Consider the following 17,709-nt stretch of genomic DNA (forward strand, 5'->3'; position numbering starts at 1 on the left):
AAGGGCCCCTTCCGGTGCGGAGGGGCCCTTCCTGACCCGGTCAGGGGCGGTACCAGGCGGTGGCGTCGGTGGGGACCAGGCCGTCGTCGAGGGGGCAGCTCGCGTGCAGCAGCTCCGCGCCCTCGGGCAGCGGCACGGCCGCCGCGCCGAAGTTGGTCAGCACGCCGACCTCGCCGGTACGGAAGTGCAGCACCTCGTCGCCGGAGGCCAACCAGCGCAGGGCGCCCCGGCCCAGGTCGTGTTCCCGGCGCAGCCGCAACACGGTCCGGTACATCTCGTACGTGGAGCCGGGCGTCCCGGCCTGCCGGTCCCGGGCGTACTCGGCCCAGCTCGCCGGCTGCGGCAGCCAGCTCGCGTCGGTCGGGCCGAAGCCGTACGAGGGGGCGTCGGCCTCCCAGGGGATCGGCACCCGGCAGCCGTCCCGGCCCCGTTCGGTGTGCCCGCTGCGCTCCCAGGTCGGGTCCTGCCGGGCCTCGTCGGGCAGCGCCGTGTGCTCCGGCAGGCCGAGCTCCTCGCCCTGGTAGAGGTACGCCGAGCCGGGCAGGGCCAGCATCAGCAGGGTGGCCGCCCGGGCCCGGCGCAGGCCCAGCGCGGCGTCCGGCTGCGGGTCGCCGACACCGATGCCGTTGGGGCGGGGGACGCCGATCGGCAGCCCCAGCCGGGAGGCGTGCCGGACGACGTCGTGGTTGGACAGCACCCAGGTGGTCGGCGCGCCGACCGCGTCGGTGGCCTCCAGGGAGCGGGTGATCACCGCGTACTGGGCGGGCGCGGTCCACGCGGCCAGCAGGTACTCGAAGTTGAACGCCTGGTGCATCTCGTCGGGGCGGACGTAGCGGGCGAGCCGCTCGGCGGGCTCCACCCACGCCTCGGCGACCAGGATCCGTTGGCCGTCGTAGCTGTCCAGCAGGCGACGCCACTCCCGGTAGATCTCGTGCACCCCGTCCTGGTCCCACATCGGCGGACGGGGCCGTTGGGCGTCGGAGCCGGAGAGGATCTCCTGCGGCTCCTGCCAGTCCGCCAGGTCGGCCTGTTTGATCAACCCGTGCGCCACGTCGACCCGGAAACCGTCGACGCCCCGGTCCAGCCAGAACCGCAGCACGTCCAGGAACTCGGCCCGGACTTCGGGACTGTCCCAGTTGAGGTCGGGCTGGGCGGTGTCGAACAGGTGCAGGTACCACTGGCCGGGGCGGCCGTCCGGGTCGGTCACCCGGGTCCAGGCCGGTCCGCCGAAGACGCTGCGCCAGTCGTTCGGCGGCTCGGCCCCGTCCGGCCCCCGGCCGTCCCGGAAGACGTACCGGCCGCGTTCCGGGCTGCCCGGCGCGGCGGCCAGCGCGGCCCGGAACCAGGCGTGCGCCGACGAGGTGTGGTTGGGCACCAGGTCGACGATCACCCGCAGGCCGTGGGCGTGCGCGTCGGCGATCAGCTTGTCGGCGTCGTCCAGGGTGCCGAACAGCGGCTCGACGCCCCGGTAGTCGGCCACGTCGTAGCCGGCGTCGGCCTGCGGCGACGGGTAGAACGGCGACAGCCAGACCGCGTCCACCCCGAGGTCGGCGAGCTGGCCGAGCCGGGCGGTGATGCCGGGCAGGTCGCCGATGCCGTCGCCGTCGGAGTCGGCGAACGAGCGGGGGTAGATCTGGTAGATGACGGCTTCGGTCCACCACCCGGTCGCCGGGCCGGTGGCGCTTTCCTGGTCGGTGTGCTGGGTGTTCAGGGCCTACTCCCGAGTGTCGAACGGCTGGTCGGGCGGGTACCGGCGGCTGGTCGGACCGGTCCGACCGGCTCCGGCGGTCGAATCCGTTCAGTTTGCCCGGGGCGGGGCGGTCGAATCCCGTACGACCAGCCGAGTGGGGAGAATCACCGGGGCGGTGGACCGGGCCTGCCCCGCCGCGCCGACCAGCGGGTCGAGCAGGACCCGGGCGGCGAGCCGGCCCTGTTCGGCGGCGGGCTGGGCCACCGTGCTCAGCCCCAGCACCACCGACAGGTCGTGGTCGTCGATGCCGATGACGCTGACGTCCTGCGGCACCCGCAGTCCGGCGGCCCGCAGCGCGCTCAGCGCGCCCATCGCCATCTCGTCGCAGGCGGCGAAGATGGCCGTCGGTGGCTCGCCGCGGCGCAGCAGCTCCACGGTGGCCTGGTGGCCGCCGTCGATGGTGAACCGGGACTCCACGTCCAGTCGCGGGTCCGGCTGGACGCCGGCCGCCCGCAGCGCCTGCTGGTAGCCGCGCCGCCGGTCGAGGTGGGTGGTGTAGGCGAGCTCGTCCTCCGGGTCGCCGGAGAGGTGCGCGATCCGCCGGTGGCCGAGGGCGAGCAGGTGCCCGGTGGCGGTGCGCGCGGCGGCCACGTCGTCGATCCGCACGCACGGCCAGCCGGGTACGACGCTGCCGGAGCTGATGATCGCGCCGGGCAGGTCGAGGGCGGTGAGCGCGGTCAGGTCGGCGGGCCGCAGCGGGGTGGCGACCAGCAGGATCGCGTCCGACCGTTTGTGCAGGTTGGCGGTGCGCAGCACGCGTCGCCGGGTCTGCTCCCGGCCGCCGAGGTTGTGCAGCAGCAGGTCGTACCCGCCGGTGTGGAAGACCTCCTCGGCGGCTTCGACGACCGTGGCGAAGAACCAGCGGGTGATCCGGGGGACCACCACGGCCACGGTGCCGGTGCGCCCGCCCGCCAGTCGGGACGCGCTCGGCGACACGGCGTAGTCGAGTTGCTCGGCGGCGGCCAGCACCCGTCGGCGGGTGGCCGCCGAGACGGTCGGCAGTCCGCGCAGCGCCCGCGAGACGGTGGCGGTGGAGACGCCCGCGAGCCGCGCGACGTCATCGATCTTCGTCACGGTTCATCCGATCCGGTCGGCCCGGCCGCCGCCCGCGTCCGGCGGGCGGCGGCCAAGGTCGGATCAACCCTTGACGCTGCCGGCGAGCAGTCCCCGCACGAAGTAGCGCTGCAGGGACAGGAACACGATCAGCGGTACGACGATCGAGACGAACGCCCCGGCGGTGAGCCGTTGCCACTCGTTGCCCCGGGTGCCGGCGAGCTCGGCCAGCCGGACGGTGAGCGGCGCGGTCTCGTCACCGCCACCGGCGAAGATCAGCGCGACGAGCAGGTCGTTCCAGACCCAGAGGAACTGGAAGATGCCGAAGGCCGCCAGCGCCGGGGTGACCAGCGGCAGCACGATGGTGCGGAAGATCTTCGGGTGGGTCGCCCCGTCGACCCGGGCCGCCTCCATCAGGTCCTTCGGTAGCTGCGAGATGAAGTTGTGCAGCAGGAACACCGCCAGCGGCAACGCGAAGCAGGTGTGCGCGAACCAGACCTGGACGAACTTCTCCTCGTCGGCGAGGTCCCAGGCGGGCATCAGGGTGACGCCGCCGACGCTGACCCCCGTGGAGAAGAAGCTGAGCAGGGGCACCAGGGCCATCTGCAGCGGCACGATCTGCAACGCGAAGATGCCGATGTAGATCCAGTCCCGGCCGCGGAAGTTGATCCACGCCAACGCGTACGCGGCGAGCGCGGCGAAGGCGAGCGGGAACAGCACCGACGGCAGGGTGATCACCAGCGAGTTGACGAAGTAGCTCGCCAACTGCCCGGAGGACGCCGACCGGCCGAAGAGCACGTCCTGGTAGTTCTGCAGGGTGAACTGCGGGTCGGTGAAGAACGTCCACCAACCGGTGGTCTTGATCTGGTCCTCGGGCCGGATGGAGGAGATGAACAGCCCGAAGGTGGGGATGGTCCAGACCACCGCGATGACGATCGAGACCAGGGTGGCGGTACGGCTGTTCAGCCGTTTCCGTACCCGGGCGGCGGCGGTCCTCGGCCGGGGTTCGGCCTGCGTGCCCGCGGCCACCGGGGGCGTGGTGGTGGTCATCTCAGCCCTCCCGCTGCTGCCGCAGGTTGCGGATCTGGTAGATCACGATCGGGATGACCAGGACGAAGAGGAAGACGGCGAGCGCGGAACCCTGTCCGGCCTGGCCGTACCGGAACGCCTGGTTGTACATCTCGTTGGCGATCACGTTGGTGGCGAAGTTGCCGTTGGTGGTGGTCCGGACGATGTCGAAGACCTTCAGCGTGGCGATCGAGATGGTCACCACCACCACGATCAGCGCCGGCCGGATGCTCGGCAGGGTGACCTGCCAGAACATCTGCCACGGGTTCACCCCGTCGAGCCGGGCCGCCTCGACGATGTCGGCCGGGATGGCCTTGATCGCCGCGGAGAGCACCACCATCGCGAAACCGGCCTGGATCCACACCATGATGACGATCAGCAGGACGGTGTTCAGCGGCGAGTCCAGCAGCCACTGCCTCGGCTCCCCGCCGAGGGACACCACGATCTGGTTGAGCAGACCGATCTGCTCCTGCTCCTCGCTCCGGAAGGCGTAGACGAACTTCCAGATGATGCTGGCCCCGACGAACGAGATGGCCATCGGCATGAAGATCAGCGACTTGGCCAGCGCCTCCATCCGGGCCTTGTCCACCAGCACCGCGTAGAGCAGGCCGATGGTGGTGGCGACCAGCGGAACGAGGGTCACCCAGACCAGGGTGTTGACCAGCACCCGGACGATCTCGTCCTGGGAGAACAGCCAGCCGTAGTTCCGCAGCCCCACGAAGTTGTCGCTGCCCCTGTCCATGAACGACAGGAGCGTGGTGCGCAGGGCCGGGACGACCAGCCCGATGAGCAGCAGCAGCACCGCCGGCAGCAGGAAGAAGACCGCGAAGAGCCCCTCCCGTGGCTTGGCCCGGTGGGCGGGGGCCGGGGCGCCGCCGGCCGACGCCGCGACCAGGTGGGCCTCCCGCCGTCGGGCGAACCAGGCCGGGACCGCGTCGAGCAGCAGGAGCAGCCCACCCACCACCACGACGAAGGCCACCAGGCCGTACAGCAACATGACGAGCTTCGGTGACTCGTCGGCGAAGTCGAAGTTCATCCGCACTCCCGGAGTTCTCGGCCCGGACGCCGGTGGCCCGGCCCGCGGGGCGCGGACCGGACCACCGGGCGACTCACTTGGGCCAGCTGCTCTCGATGCTGCCGAGCACGGACGCGGTGTCCTTACCGTTGATCCACTCGATCATCTGCTTCCAGAACGTCCCGGTGCCGACGGCGCCCGGCATCAGGTCGGAGCCGTCGAACCGGAAGACGGTCGCCTGGTCCTGGAAGATCTCGACGGAGAGCTTGTCGATCGGGTTGGCCACGTTCGCCACGTCGAGCTTGTTGTTCGCCGACGCCCAGTTGCCGAGCTTCGCCCGGGAGTTGGCGTACTCGCCGGAGGCGAGGTAGGTCTGCACCGCCTGCACCTCGGGGCGGTCGGCGAAGGCGACGGTGAACTCGCCGCCGCCGAGCACCGGCTTGCCCTGCGAGCCCTGCCGGGTCGGGAAGTAGAAGGCGAAGATGTCGCCGTCCTCGGCGACCTTGGTGCCCTCGGGCCACTGGTTGGCGTAGAACGAGCCCTGCCGGTGCATGGCGCACTTGTCCTGCAGGATCGGCGTGCCGGCCTCCTGGAAGGAGGTGGTGACGATGCTCTTCACCCCGCCGAAGCCGCCGTTGACGTACTTCTCGTTCTTGAGGATCGTGCCGGCCAGGTCGACCGCCTCGACGACCTTCGGGTCGTTGAACGGGATGCCGTGGGTGGTCCACTGGTCGTAGACCTCGGGGGTCTGGGTCCGGAGCATGAACTCCTCGATCCAGTCCGTGGCTGGCCAGCCGGTCGCCTCACCGGACTCGATCCCGACGCACCACGGCTTGGTGCCGTCGGCCGCGATCTTGTCGCTGAGCGTGACGAGCTGCTCCCAGGTGGTCGGGACCTCCCAGCCCTTGTCCTTGAAGGTCTTGGGGGAGTACCAGACAAACGACTTCACGTTCGAGCCGAGCGGGGCGCCGTAGAACTGACCGCCGACGGTGCTGTACTTCAGCCAGTCGGCCGAGTAGTTCTGCTCGGCCATCGCCTTGGTGTCGGCCGACGCGGGCTTGAGCTTGCCCGACTCCGCGAACCGGGCGAGCAGGCCGGGCTGCGGGATGAACGCGATGTCCGGGGCGTTGCCGCCGTCGACGCGCACCTGGAGCTGGGCCTCGAACTCGCCGCTGCCCTCGTAGTCGATCTCGATGCCGGTGCAGTCGACGAACTGCTCCCAGGACTGCTCCAGCAGGTCCGCCTCGGCGTCCCGGATGGATGCGTAGATGGAGACCTTCTTGCCGTCGTTGCCCTGGTACTTCTCGTATGCTGTGCACTCCGCCGAGTCGGCGTTGGTGCCGCTGCTGTCGTCGCTGCCGCAGGCGGTGGCGGTGAACGCCAGTCCGAGCGCGCCGATGATCGCGATGGCCTGGCGTGGCCTGGCGGAGACCGCCATGCCGTCCTCCTTCTCTAGGCGGCGCGGTCGTCGTCTGGTGACCTCGCCGATCCGATTGGGCGTCTCCACATGTAAGCGCTTGCATCCGGCTCGGTCCAGACCTCCCCGGACACGAGCGAGTAACAATCCAGAAACTCTCACGTTCGGATCAGGGTGGCCTGGGCTGCGCAAAGAGAGATCAGATCGATGCCTTTCGAACGGTGGAGTTTTCTGTCACGCTGACGAGTGACATCGAAAGCTTTCAACATCGGAGGATGCCCGTGCGTAAGAAGCGGTTGTCAGGGATGGCGGTGGCGGCGGCGCTACTGGCCGCGGCGGCGCTGCTGCCGGCGGCCCCGGCGCTCGCCGCGCCGACGTTCAAGGTGCCGTTCCCCTGTGGACAGTCCTGGTCCGGTCAGACCCGGACCAACCACAGCCCGCCGTACTCGATCGACTTCAACCGCGCCGACGACCAGGGCGACCCGGTGGTGGCCAGCGCCCCCGGCACCGTGGACCGGGTCACCGACCTGGGCGGCACCAGCTACGGCAAGTACGTCCGGGTCGCGCACAGCGGCGGCTACCACACCTACTACGCCCACCTCAACGGCTTCGCCGGCGGTATCACCGTCGGCAAGAGCGTCGGGTACGGCACGGTGCTCGGGTACGTCGGCACCACCGGCGGCTCGACCGGCCCACACCTGCACTACGAGCAGCGGCTCGACGGCAGCGACATCCAGATCCGGTTCAACGGCGCGCTGGCCCTCTACTGGGGCACCAGGACCTACACCAGCGACAACGGCTGCTCCGGCTCGACGGCCAGCGGGACGGTGAACACCAGCGGCACCCCGCTGACCGTCCGCTCCGGGCCGGGCACCGGCTACGCCGCGGTGGGCAGCCTCGCCGACGGCACGAAGGTCACCATCGGCTGCCAGACCACCGGCACCACCGTCACCGGCACCTACGGCACCAGCAACATCTGGGACCGGATCGGCTCCGGCCGGTTCATCGCCGACGCCTACGTCTACACCGGTCACGACGGTTTCATCCCGAACGTCCCGCGCTGCTGAGCGCCCGACGTGCGTACCCGCCGGCCCCGAGGCGTCCGCCCGGGGCCGGCTCAGGCCCCCGGGTCCGCGCTCAGTTCATCCTCCAGATGGCCAGGTTGAGCGCGGCGGCGAAGCTCACCCAGGCCCAGTACGGCAGCATCAACGCCGCCGCCGGCCGGCTCAGCCGCCAGAACAGCGCCACGGTCACCCCGATCAGCAGCCACAGCGCGACCACGACGAGGAAGGCCAACCCGTACCGGCCGGCGCCGAAGAAGACCGGCGTCCAGATCGCGTTGAGGACGAGCTGCGCGGTCCACGCCCACAGCGCCGGCCCGAATCCGCCCCGCCGCCAGGCCAGCCAGCCGGCCACCGCGATCAACGCGTACAGCAACGACCAGACCGGGCCGAACACCTCAGACGGCGGCGCCCAGGAGGGCTGGCGCAGGTTGGCGTACTCGTCGGCGGTCTGCGGCACGCCGAGCACGCCGATGCCGGCCGCGACGACCACCGCCGACCCGAACCCGAGCAGCGCCCACCAGGTCCGCGCGCCGCGCGTCCGGCGCGCGCTCCGTGTCGTCGTCATGTCGGAGGAAGTCCCCGGGCCACGGGGTGGGCAAACCGGCCCGGGGGAACCGGCCCGCGCACACGAGGACGCCGGGGTCGTCGGCGCCGGTCTCGTGTCTGGGAGGACTGAGACGCGGAATCGACGACCCCGGCGGGTCTTCGGGGGGTCGGGGGACGGGTAGTGCCGGCGTCAACTGAAGATGCTCACCCCACCGGGGCCGACGAGCAGGCCCACCACGATGAGCACGACGCCCCAGAGGATCTGCCGGCGGAACAGCGCCAGAATGCCGGCGACCACGAGGACTACTGCGAGAATCCAGAGAATCAGCTCCATGGCTGCTGAATACCCGGCGCGTCGATTCGGGAAACCTGGCTCAGTCGGAGTGGTTGCCCAGGTGGAAGACGCTGTAGGCCTGTTTGATCACGGGGTGCGCGACGTTGCGGACGCGTACCCCGCCGGGGGTGGTGCCCCGTTCGCTGCCGGCGTGCGCGTGCCCGTGCAGGGCCAGCGCGGTGGGCGCCGAGTCGATCGCCTGACCCAACTGGTACGCGCCGAGGAACGGGTAGATCTCCAGTGGCTCCCCGGCCAGGGTGTCCGGCACCGGGGCGTAGTGGGTGAGCGCCACCAGCACGTCGCACTCCAGGCCGCGCAGCGCCGCGCCCAGCCGGTCGGCGCTGTCGGTGGTGGTCCGGACGAACGCCTTCATCTCCGGCTCGCCGAAGTCGCTGGCGCACCGGCCGGCGAAACCGCCGCCGAAACCCTTCACCCCGGCCACGCCGAGCCGTTGGCCGTCGATCTCCAGCACCGTGCCGTCGCCCTCCAGCACCGTGATGCCCGCCTCCTGGAGCACCTTGACCACCTGCGGCACCTGGTCGCACTGGTGGTCGTGGTTGCCGAGCACGGTGATCACCGGGACGCCGAGCCCGCCGAACTCCTTGGCGACACAGCGCGCCTCGCTCTCCGTGCCGTGCCGGGTCAGGTCACCGGCGAGCAGCAGCACGTCGGCACAGTCCGGCAGCTCCTCCAGCGCCGGCCGGAACCGGCCCACCACGTCCTGGTCGACGTGCACGTCGCCGACGGCGGCGATCCGGATCATGACGTAACCCCCTTCACGGCAGTTCCTCGAAGCCGGTCGGGGCCTGCGCCCGGGTCACCCCGATGTCGTTGATCACCGCTACGTCCGGGAAGCTCTCGCTCACCCGGCGCAGGATCTCGTCCCGGCGGCGCGGGCTCTCCACCTCGCCGTACAGGACCAGGCCGTGCTCCCGGCGGGCCACGGTGATGCCCTGCTCGGCGACGGCCGGATCCTCGGTCAGCAGGCGCTGGATCTCGGCCTCGACGTACTCGTCCGGTGGCCCGGTGGCCGCCCTGAGATGCTCGGTCACGGTTGCTCCCTTCCTTCCGGGGCGCCGGCGTACGGCACCACGTCGAGCCGGTCCAGCAGCACCAGGAACGCCTCGGCGTACGGCGAGTGCTGGGTCTCCTTCCGTACCCGTTCCCAGTCGATTTGCTCCCGCAGCGAGCGGGCCAGGGGCAGGCCCCGGGCGAAGTCGCAGTAGTGCTGGGAGAAGCTGAGCAGCTTGTGCACCATGAGCTGGGTGGCGGAGAGCACCGGCATGTGGATCGCGTCGACCGGACGGACCACGGTGTCGGCGAAGGTCTCCTGGGTCACCGGGGTCTCGATGGGGCGGTGGATGAGATCCACCATCCGGCCGTCGTCGTAGACCTTGACCAGCCAGTCCTCCGGGGGGCGCTCGGCGGTGAAGCCCTCCGCCACCAGGGCCTCCAGGGCGGCGTCGACGTCCTGGTGCCGGATCAGGAAGTCGACGTCGTGCTCGCTGGAGTGCCCGCCGTGCGCGTAGACGGCGAAGCTGCCGCCCAGGGCGAAGGGGATGTCGGACTGTTTGAGCACGGCGGCGACCCGCTTCAACGTGTGCAACAGACTGGCGTCCCCGTTTTGGGCCATCGGAGTCTCCCCTGGGTCGGTGGGCGGGACAGGAGGTCGCAGTGAAGTTGCGTACCCGGCATTCCGATCCGCCACACCTGGCAACCGCCGTGGGGACTGCGGCCTACCGCAAATTTTAAGCGTTATGAGGCTTTTGGCAGTAGAGTGACTACCTATGCGGCGCGCCTCCGATATCCTCGGGCGGGTGGCCAGATCACAGCGGGCACGGCGCGGCACGGCCCGGCTGCGCGCCGTCGCCCTGATCGGCATCGACGGCTCGGGCAAAACCACCCAGGCGCACCGGCTCGCCGACGCGCTCACCCGGGCCGGGCTGCCGGCCACCTACCACCGCAACGCCGGCGGACGGGCCTGGCTCGGCCACCTCGCCCAGCGGGTCGGCCGGCGCGACGCCCAGGCGCTGGTCGGCCGCCGGGGCATGTTGACCGTCGAGTCGGTGCTGCGCTGGCTCGCCATCACCCGGGCCCTGCTCACCGCGCTCGTCAGCGGCCGGACGGCGGTGATGGACCGCTACGCGGTCTGCCAGTACGCCAGCATCCGGGCGCACGGGGGCCGCCCGGGGACGGCGTCCGGGGGCAGCCCGGGGGAGCGGCTGGCCCGGCTCGCCTACCGGCTCTTCCCGGCGCCGCAGGTGACCATCCTGCTGACCGTCGACCCGGCGGAGGCGTACCGGCGGATCGAGCGGCGCGGCACCGACCACGAGCCGATCGGGTACCTCGCCGCGGCCGACGCCGCGTACCGGTCGCTGCCGGAGTTCCCGACGTTCGTGCTGGTCGACGCGAACGGGCCGCCCGACGAGGTGGCCCGACGCATCCACGCCCACCTGGCGGCGTGGCTGCCGGCCACCGGGGCGGGCGTGCCCACGCCCCGACCGCCGCTGCGTACCCCGCTGCCCGCCACCGCCGCCGTCCTGCCCGCCCCGACCGCCGCCCCCTGATCGACTGCCGCCCCCTGACCGGCCCACCCCCGGTCAGGTCGCGGAAGTCCGGTGCGGGAGCGGCTTGCGGACAGGTCGGCGCGGGGCTCAGGCCCGGCCGTAGACCGGCACGGCGGCGCCGCTGGTGGGGGCGGACTCGTCACCGGCCAGGAAACGCACCACCGGGGCGATCTCGGCCGGGGCGACCCAGCGCGAGTGGTCGGCGTCCGGCTGGGCGGCGCGGTTGGCCGGCGTGTCGATCACGCTCGGCAGCACCGTGTTGCACCGCACCCCGGCCGACCGGTACTCCACCGCGACCGCGTTGGCGAAGGCCAGCACCGCCGCCTTGGCCGTCACGTACCCGGCCACCCCGGGAAACGGCGCGAGCGCGGCCCGCGCCGCCACGCAGACCACCGCGCCCCCGCCGGCCGCCACCAGCGCCGGCAACGCCGCCCGGGTCACCAGGTGGGTGGGCCGGAGGTTGAGGGTGAGCATCCGGTCGAACTCCTCGACCGGCGTCTCGTGCACCAGCCCGCCACCGGCGTACCCGCCGACCAGGTTGACCACCGCCCGCAGCGGGGCCGCCGGGTCGCCCGCGGCGGCCTCGACGGCGTGGGCCGCGCCGGCCGGGTCGGTGAGGTCCGCGGCGACGCCGGTCAGCCCCACGCCGTCGACAGGGCGCAGGTCGGCCACCACCACCCGCCAGCCGGCGGCGACGAACGCGGCGCTCACCGCCCCGCCCAGACCACCCGTCCCACCGGTCACCAGCACGCTCCGCTCCACCATGCGCCACAGGTTAGCGCCGCCGCCGCGCGGCCACGGGCGGCGGCCGGCGGCCCGGCTGTTCCGGCGGCCCGGCTGCGCTGCCGGCGTAACCGTTCTGCCCACGGCTAACCGGGCTGGTTCCGGGGCGCGGTCCGGTCCAGCATCGTGGCCATGCGACTGCTCATCCTCGGTGGTACCCAGTTCCTCGGCCGGGCGGTGGCCCGCCTGGCCCGTGCCCAGGGGCACGACGTCACCTGCGCCGCCCGGGGGGTCTCCGGCGCCCCCGTGCCGGGCGTCCGGTTCGTCGCCGTGGACCGCGACGACCCGGCCGGGCTCGCGCCGCTGGACGGCGACCGGTTCGACGCGGTGATCGACGTGACCCGACGCCTCGACCACGCCCGGCACGCCGTCGCGGCCCTCGCCGACCGGGTCGACCACGTCACCTTCGTCTCCAGCATCTCGGCGTACGCGCAGCCCGTCCCGGTCGGCAGCGCCGTGGCGGACACCCCGCTGCTGCCGCCCGCCCCGGCCGACGTGCTGGCCCCCGGCCCGGATTTCGAGCACTACGGCGAGCTGAAGGTCAGTATCGAGCAGGAGTACGCGGCGGCGTTCCCGCGGCTCTTCGTCTGCCGGGCCGGCCTGATCATCGGGCCGGAGGACCCCACCGACCGGTTCCCGTACTGGGTGCGACGACTCGCCGCCGGTGGGGAGGTGCTCGCCCCCGCCCCGCCCGACGCCCCGGTGCAGTACGTCGACGTCGACGACCTGGCAGGCTGGCTGCTGAACGCCGGCGCGACCGGGCTCACCGGCACGTACGACGGCATCGGCGCGCCGGTGCCCCGGGCGGAGGCGTTGCGCGCCGTCGCGGCCGGCGTCGGCGTGCCGGACGCGGAGCTGACCTGGGTGGATCCGGGTTTCCTCCAGGCGCGGGACGTCCGCCCGTGGTCGGGGGAGCGGTCCCTCCCGCTGTGGGTGCCCGACCCGGAGTGGGCCGGCTTCCTGGCCCGGGACGCCGGTCCTGCGCTCGCCGCCGGCCTGGTCACCCGCCCGGTCGCCGACACCGCCCGGGTGACCCTGGCCTGGATGCGGGCCCATCCGCAGGACGTCCGGCAGGGTGGTCTCGAGCCGGCGGAGGAGGCGGGAATTCTCCGGGAATGGCACGCTGCGGAAATCGGGTAACCCGATCGGGGATTGTTTTCCCGACAGGCTGGATCGTGGTTGACGCCCACGCCTGATGAAAGTAAGTTTCATCCGTGGCGAAGAGTCCGAAGATTTCCGCGAGAGGTGAGTCCGCTGGCGCGGGCCGGACGGAGCCGGGCGGCCCCGCGGGCCAGAGCCACGAGCCCGGGGGGCTGATCGTCCACATCAGCGGCCTGCTCCCGTCGCTGTCTCCGGCCGAGCAGCGGGTCGCCCGGCTGGTCGTCGCGGACCCGGCCGACGCCGCCCGCCGGACCATCACCGACCTCGCCACCGCCGCCGAGACCTCGGAGGCGACCGTCATCCGGTTCTGTCGTTCGGTCGGCATGGACGGCTACCCGCAGTTGCGGATCCGGCTGGCCGCCGAGGCGGCCCGCCGGGTGGAGCCGCCGGACGCCCGGGTGGTCGGCGGGGACATCCCGCCCGGGGCGGACCTCGCGCAGATCATCGCCACCATCGCGTTCAACGACGCCCGGGCCGTGGAGGAGACGGCCGAGCAGCTCGACCCGGCCGTCTGCGAGCAGGTGGTGGAGGCCATCTCGCACGCCGGACGCATCGAGATCTACGGCGCCGGGGCCAGCGGCTTCGTCGCCTCCGACTTCCAGCAGAAGCTGCACCGCATCGGCCGCACCGCGTTCTACTTCCCGGACGTGCACACCGCGCTCACCTCGGCCGCGCTGCTGGGCCGGGGGGACGTGGCGGTGGGCATCTCGCACACCGGCACCACCTCCGACGTGATCGAGGTGCTGGAGCAGGCCCGCGCGCGGGGCGCGGTCACCGTGGCCCTGACCAACTTCCCCCGGTCACCGATCACCGAGGGGGCCGACTTCGTGCTCACCACGGCGGCCCGCGAGACGACCTACCGTTCGGGCGCGACGGCCAGCCGGCTCGCCCAGCTCACCGTGGTCGACTGCCTCTTCGTCGGGGTGGCCGCCCGCAACCGGGCCCGGGCCCGCAAGGCCCTGGAGGTCACCGCCGAGGCGGTCCGGTCGCACCGGGTCGGGTCGAGCCGGAGGAAGGCATGACCACCGACCAGGCGCCGACCGGGGTCCGGCCGGCGGTCCGGGTGACCGCGCCGACCGAGCGGCGCAACCCGCTCAGCGCCGACCTCGACCTGATGTCGACCCGGGAGATGCTCGCCGTCATCAACGAGGCCGACCGCCGGGTGCCGACCGTGGTGGCCGGGGTGCTCGACGAGACCGCCGCCGCCGTGGACCTCGCGGTGACCGCGCTGCGGGCCGGGCGGCGGGTGCACTACTTCGGCGCGGGCACGTCCGGCCGGCTCGGCGTGCTCGACGCGGTCGAGTTGCTCCCCACCTTCAACTCGCCCCGGCACTGGTTCTGCGCCCACCTCGCCGGTGGACCGGACGCGATGTGGCAGGCGGTGGAGGACGCCGAGGACGACCGGCGGGCCGGGGCCGCCGAAGCCGACGAGTGCGTGGTCGCCGGGGACGTGGTGGTCGGCCTGGCCGCCAGCGGGCGCACGCCGTACGTTCTCGGGGCGCTGGCCGCGGCCCGGGACCGGCAGGCCCGTACGGTGCTGCTCTGCGCCAATCCGGAGGCCGAGTCCGCCGGGGACGTGGACGTCTTCATCGGGGTGGACACCGGCCCGGAGGTGATCACGGGGTCGACCCGGATGAAGGCGGGCACCGCGCAGAAGCTGGTGCTGAACGCGTTCTCCACGGCGGTGATGGTCCGACTCGGCCGGGTCTACTCGAACCTGATGATCGACGTCGTGGCGACCAACGCCAAACTCCGGGGCCGAATGATCACGATTCTGGTCGAGGCGACCGGGTGCAGCGAGGACGCCTCCCGGCAGGTGCTCCAGGAGGCCGACGGAGACCTGAAGACCGCCCTGGTCTCGCTGGTCTCCGGCGCGGGGGTCACCGACGCGCGGGCCGCCCTCGCCCGCTCCGCCGACCAGGTGCGCGGCGCGCTCGCCCTGCTCGCCTCCTGACGCCCGGCCCGCTCGTGCCGACTGACCGATCGGTCGGCGCCGCCGGCCACAGCCGACCTGTGGTCGGGCCGACCGGATACTTCCCGGCCCCCGGGGGTAATCCTGGACGGCATGGATGAACCGACGGCGCGCCGTACGCGTGTCTTCCAGTGACCAGGATCGCAGGCCGGCGGTGACGTGGATCGCTGTGCGTACGGGTACGTGATGGTGCGATACCCGTGGGCGGACGACCGACCTGTCGCCATTGCGCGCTGCCCACCGGTCGTCATTTCGGTGGGGTGCTGACAGCAAACATCGATCGGGCTTTCAGCTAGCACTCAGACACTCGTGACACTTTCGAACCATGACATGGAATCCCCGACGCTTCCCATCTGTTGTGTAGGTGTCAGCACCGGTGGGCACAGCGGAGATTACGGGGGAGGGCTGATGGACGTGGGGATGGCAAGGAACCGGGCGACCGGCGCGAGCGAGGGGACCGTGGGCAACGTGGACAAGAACATCGGCATGCGAACCGACGAGGTCGCCGAGGAGCGTGACCTGGTCGGAGTCTACCTTCACGAGATCTCCCGGACGCCGCTGCTGGACGCTGCCAAGGAGGTCGACCTCTCCAAGGCGATCGAGGCCGGCCTCTACGCCGAGCACCTGCTCGGCGAGGACCGGGTCCCCGACGGCGTGGACCGGGAGGACCTGGAGCGGCTGGTCGTCGAGGGGGAACGGGCCAAGGACCTGTTCATCCGGGCCAACCTTCGGCTGGTCGTGTCGATCGCCCGGCGCTACGTGCGTTCCGGGATGCCCATGCTGGACCTGATCCAGGAGGGCAACACCGGTCTCGTCCGGGCGGTCGAGAAGTTCGACTACGAACGGGGCTACAAGTTCTCCACCTACGCGACGTGGTGGATCCGGCAGGCGATCAGCCGGGCCATCGCCCAGCAGGAGCGCACCGTGCGACTGCCGGTGCACCTGGTCGAGGACGTCAACCGGATGCGCAACGTGGCCCGTCAGCTCACCCGTGAGCTGGGCAGCGACCCGGAGCCCGAGCAGATCGCCAAGGCCCTCGGCGTGACCGTCGAGCGGGTCAACGAGCTGGTCCGCTGGTCGCAGGACACCGTCTCGCTGGACACCCCGGTCGGGGACGACGGCGACACCAACCTCGGTGACCTGGTGGCCGACAGCGACGCCCCGTCGCCGGAGGAGATCGTCCTCACCGGCCTGGAGCGGCAGCGCATCGAGGGGCTGCTCAACCACCTGGACGACAGGTCCGCCGGCATCATGCGGGCCCGGTACGGCCTGGAGGACGGGCGGGAGCACTCGCTGACCGAGGTCGCGTCGCGCTTCTCGCTCTCCCGGGAGCGGATCCGGCAGTTGGAGATCCAGGCGCTCGGCCGGCTGCGTGAGCTGGCCCGCGCCGAGGGGCTCCAGGCCGCCTGACCCGAACGGCCCGAACACGTCCGGCCGGCGTCCGAAAGGGGGACGCCGGCCGGACGCGTTCGTCGGGCCGCTCACCGTACCCGGCCGTACCCGTACGGGGGCATCAGGTCGACGTCGCGGATCTCGACGTTACGGCCGAAGGTCGGCGCGTGGATCACCTTCCCGTCGCCGACGTAGAGCGCCACGTGCCCGAGACTGCGGTAGAAGACCAGGTCACCGGGGCGCAGCTCGGCACGGCGGATGTGCGCCACCACGTTCCACTGCATCGCGGTGTTGTGCGGCAGGGACTTCCCGGCCGCCCGCCACGCCGCCGAGGTCAGACCCGAGCAGTCGTACCCGCCGGGGCCGTCCTCGCCCCACCGGTACGGCTTGCCCAGCGCGCCGTACGCGTACCGCACCGCGGTCCCGGCCCGGCCGGAGGCGGCGGGCGTCTTCGTCTTCGGGGCGGCGACCGGCTTCGCCGCCGGTTTCTCGGTGGCCGACCCGTACGCCCGGCGGCGCAGCTCGTAGAGCCGGCTCAGGTCCGCCTCGATCTTCTTCCGGCCGGTGGCCAGCTCCCGGGACTGGGCGGCCTGCCGGGCCAGGGTGGCCTCCAGGCGGGTCTTCTGGTCGAGGAGCTGCCGCTGGGTCGCGCCGAGGCCGGCGACCTGCCGGTCCCGGTCCCGGGCGAGCTGGTCGAGGGTGCTCAGCCGGACGAGCAGCTCGTCCCGGTCGGCGGTCTGCAACAACACCTCGGCGGTGCCCAGCCCACCGGTCTTGTACGCGGTCACCGCGTACCGGCCGACGTCGGCGCGGCCCTGTGCCACCTGCTGCTCCAGGGGGCCGATGCGGGCCGTCAGCTTCGCCACCGCCGCCTGGTTGGCCTTGATGCCCTCGTTGAGCCTGTTCCACGACTCGACGACCCGTTCCAGCTTCGTCGAGTTCTGCTCGATCTGACGGGTCAGCTCCGCCGGTGTCGGCTCCGCGCGGGCCCCCGCCCCCGGGGCGAGCAGGGCGGCGGTCAGACCACCGACCAGCAGGGACCGCGACAGGATCCGTAGCGACGACACGAGTGGCGGGCTCCTCTCCCCAGGGCGCGCCACCGGATGCGCGCCCGGCGGCCCGGAGGCCGGCGGTCACCGGCGGCGTCGGCCGGTCGACCGCGACCGGCGTCCCAACCTAACCCGTGACGCCAGTGACGGACAGGGCAGCCGGGACGGATGGGGCGACCGGGTTCAGCCGGCGACCGGCTCGGGGACGCGGTCCCGGCCGGCGGTCACCCAGCGGCTCACCCGGCGCTCGGCGTAGAAGGAGACGAACGGCACGGTGCCGGCGAGCATCACCAACGCCATCCGCCTCAGCGACCACTCGGCCCGACGGGCCAGGTCGAACGCGGCGACCAGGTACACCATGTAGAGGAAGCCGTGCGCCGGCCCGATCGTCTCGACCACCACCGGCTCGTCGAACCCGTACTTCAGCGGCATCCCGATCACCACGAGCAGGATCAGCACCACGCCGACGATCCAGGCGATCACGCGGTACCGGGTAAGGGCTGCGCCCACGGTCGTTCCGTCCTTCCGCTCCGGCCGG

General features: G+C 72.2%; 19 protein-coding genes. 6 read left to right on the top strand and 13 right to left on the bottom strand.

All coding sequences use genetic code 11. From position 1 onward, the window contains the following. Nucleotides 1-40: 40 nt before the first annotated feature. From O7606_RS25775 to O7606_RS25795, 5 genes are all read right to left on the bottom strand, one after another. The gene (locus tag O7606_RS25775; RefSeq protein ID WP_281599882.1) at nucleotides 41-1,711 is read right to left on the bottom strand and encodes a glycoside hydrolase family 13 protein; all 1,671 of its coding nucleotides are present in this window, start codon (nucleotides 1,709-1,711) and stop codon (nucleotides 41-43) included. An 87-nt stretch (nucleotides 1,712-1,798) separates the two neighbouring features. Next, complete coding sequence (locus tag O7606_RS25780; protein ID WP_281596577.1) at nucleotides 1,799-2,824, bottom strand: LacI family DNA-binding transcriptional regulator; 1,026 nt, start codon at nucleotides 2,822-2,824, stop codon at nucleotides 1,799-1,801. Between the two features lie 63 nt (nucleotides 2,825-2,887). Continuing rightward, nucleotides 2,888-3,853, bottom strand: a complete 966-nt coding sequence (locus O7606_RS25785; protein WP_281596578.1) for a carbohydrate ABC transporter permease — start codon at nucleotides 3,851-3,853, stop codon at nucleotides 2,888-2,890. Nucleotide 3,854: 1 nt separating this feature from the next. Continuing rightward, on the bottom strand, nucleotides 3,855-4,907 hold the full coding sequence (locus O7606_RS25790) for a sugar ABC transporter permease (RefSeq protein ID WP_281596579.1): 1,053 nt from the start codon (nucleotides 4,905-4,907) through the stop codon (nucleotides 3,855-3,857). A gap of 73 nt (nucleotides 4,908-4,980) precedes the next feature. Next, nucleotides 4,981-6,324 (bottom strand): ABC transporter substrate-binding protein, encoded by a 1,344-nt coding sequence (locus O7606_RS25795; RefSeq protein ID WP_281596580.1) that lies wholly within the window; start codon nucleotides 6,322-6,324, stop codon nucleotides 4,981-4,983. 254 nt (nucleotides 6,325-6,578) lie between these two features. Between O7606_RS25795 and O7606_RS25800 the strand changes: the two genes are divergently transcribed. Next, on the top strand, nucleotides 6,579-7,370 hold the full coding sequence (locus O7606_RS25800) for a peptidoglycan DD-metalloendopeptidase family protein (RefSeq protein ID WP_281596581.1): 792 nt from the start codon (nucleotides 6,579-6,581) through the stop codon (nucleotides 7,368-7,370). A gap of 70 nt (nucleotides 7,371-7,440) precedes the next feature. Here the strand turns inward: O7606_RS25800 and O7606_RS25805 are convergent, their stop codons facing one another. The 5 genes from O7606_RS25805 to O7606_RS25825 form a co-directional block, all read right to left on the bottom strand. Continuing rightward, on the bottom strand, nucleotides 7,441-7,932 hold the full coding sequence (locus O7606_RS25805) for a TspO/MBR family protein (protein ID WP_281596582.1): 492 nt from the start codon (nucleotides 7,930-7,932) through the stop codon (nucleotides 7,441-7,443). A 171-nt stretch (nucleotides 7,933-8,103) separates the two neighbouring features. Then, entirely contained in the window at nucleotides 8,104-8,247 is a 144-nt protein-coding gene (locus tag O7606_RS25810; RefSeq protein ID WP_167179460.1) for a GPGG-motif small membrane protein, read from the bottom strand. Between the two features lie 40 nt (nucleotides 8,248-8,287). Beyond that, nucleotides 8,288-9,010, bottom strand: coding sequence for a metallophosphoesterase (locus O7606_RS25815; RefSeq protein ID WP_281596583.1), 723 nt, complete (start codon nucleotides 9,008-9,010; stop codon nucleotides 8,288-8,290). Nucleotides 9,011-9,023: 13 nt separating this feature from the next. Then, nucleotides 9,024-9,299 (bottom strand): hypothetical protein, encoded by a 276-nt coding sequence (locus O7606_RS25820; RefSeq protein ID WP_281596584.1) that lies wholly within the window; start codon nucleotides 9,297-9,299, stop codon nucleotides 9,024-9,026. Further along, entirely contained in the window at nucleotides 9,296-9,880 is a 585-nt protein-coding gene (locus O7606_RS25825) for a nucleotidyltransferase (RefSeq protein WP_281596585.1), read from the bottom strand. Before O7606_RS25825 ends, O7606_RS25820 begins: the two co-directional genes overlap by 4 nt. A 154-nt stretch (nucleotides 9,881-10,034) precedes the next feature. On the opposite strand from O7606_RS25825, the gene O7606_RS25830 reads away from it, so the two are divergent. Continuing rightward, complete coding sequence (locus O7606_RS25830; protein ID WP_281596586.1) at nucleotides 10,035-10,814, top strand: dTMP kinase; 780 nt, start codon at nucleotides 10,035-10,037, stop codon at nucleotides 10,812-10,814. A gap of 87 nt (nucleotides 10,815-10,901) precedes the next feature. On the opposite strand, the gene O7606_RS25835 is transcribed toward O7606_RS25830, so the two are convergent. Beyond that, a complete protein-coding gene (locus O7606_RS25835; protein ID WP_281596587.1) occupies nucleotides 10,902-11,579 on the bottom strand; it encodes an SDR family NAD(P)-dependent oxidoreductase in 678 nt (225 codons plus the stop codon). A 150-nt stretch (nucleotides 11,580-11,729) separates the two neighbouring features. Between O7606_RS25835 and O7606_RS25840 the strand changes: the two genes are divergently transcribed. From O7606_RS25840 to O7606_RS25855, 4 genes are all read left to right on the top strand, one after another. Further along, on the top strand, nucleotides 11,730-12,737 hold the full coding sequence (locus O7606_RS25840) for an NAD-dependent epimerase/dehydratase family protein (protein ID WP_281596588.1): 1,008 nt from the start codon (nucleotides 11,730-11,732) through the stop codon (nucleotides 12,735-12,737). Nucleotides 12,738-12,910: 173 nt separating this feature from the next. Continuing rightward, a complete protein-coding gene (locus tag O7606_RS25845; RefSeq protein WP_281599883.1) occupies nucleotides 12,911-13,780 on the top strand; it encodes a MurR/RpiR family transcriptional regulator in 870 nt (289 codons plus the stop codon). Continuing rightward, nucleotides 13,777-14,712 (top strand): N-acetylmuramic acid 6-phosphate etherase, encoded by a 936-nt coding sequence (murQ, locus tag O7606_RS25850; RefSeq protein ID WP_281596589.1) that lies wholly within the window; start codon nucleotides 13,777-13,779, stop codon nucleotides 14,710-14,712. The genes O7606_RS25845 and murQ overlap by 4 nt, the downstream gene beginning before the upstream one ends. Before the next feature lie 438 nt (nucleotides 14,713-15,150). Continuing rightward, nucleotides 15,151-16,140 carry a sigma-70 family RNA polymerase sigma factor gene (locus O7606_RS25855; protein WP_281596590.1) on the top strand — a complete coding sequence of 330 codons (990 nt, stop codon included), beginning with the start codon at nucleotides 15,151-15,153 and terminating at the stop codon, nucleotides 16,138-16,140. 71 nt (nucleotides 16,141-16,211) lie between these two features. Here the strand turns inward: O7606_RS25855 and O7606_RS25860 are convergent, their stop codons facing one another. Together O7606_RS25860 and O7606_RS25865 are read right to left on the bottom strand one after the other, a co-directional pair. After that, on the bottom strand, nucleotides 16,212-17,189 hold the full coding sequence (locus O7606_RS25860; RefSeq protein ID WP_281596591.1) for a C40 family peptidase: 978 nt from the start codon (nucleotides 17,187-17,189) through the stop codon (nucleotides 16,212-16,214). Between the two features lie 165 nt (nucleotides 17,190-17,354). After that, the gene (locus O7606_RS25865; RefSeq protein ID WP_281596592.1) at nucleotides 17,355-17,681 is read right to left on the bottom strand and encodes a DUF3817 domain-containing protein; all 327 of its coding nucleotides are present in this window, start codon (nucleotides 17,679-17,681) and stop codon (nucleotides 17,355-17,357) included. Nucleotides 17,682-17,709 lie beyond the last annotated feature (28 nt).

The organism is Micromonospora sp. WMMD882 (genome assembly GCF_027497255.1).
Taxonomy (GTDB): Bacteria; Actinomycetota; Actinomycetes; order Mycobacteriales; family Micromonosporaceae; genus Micromonospora.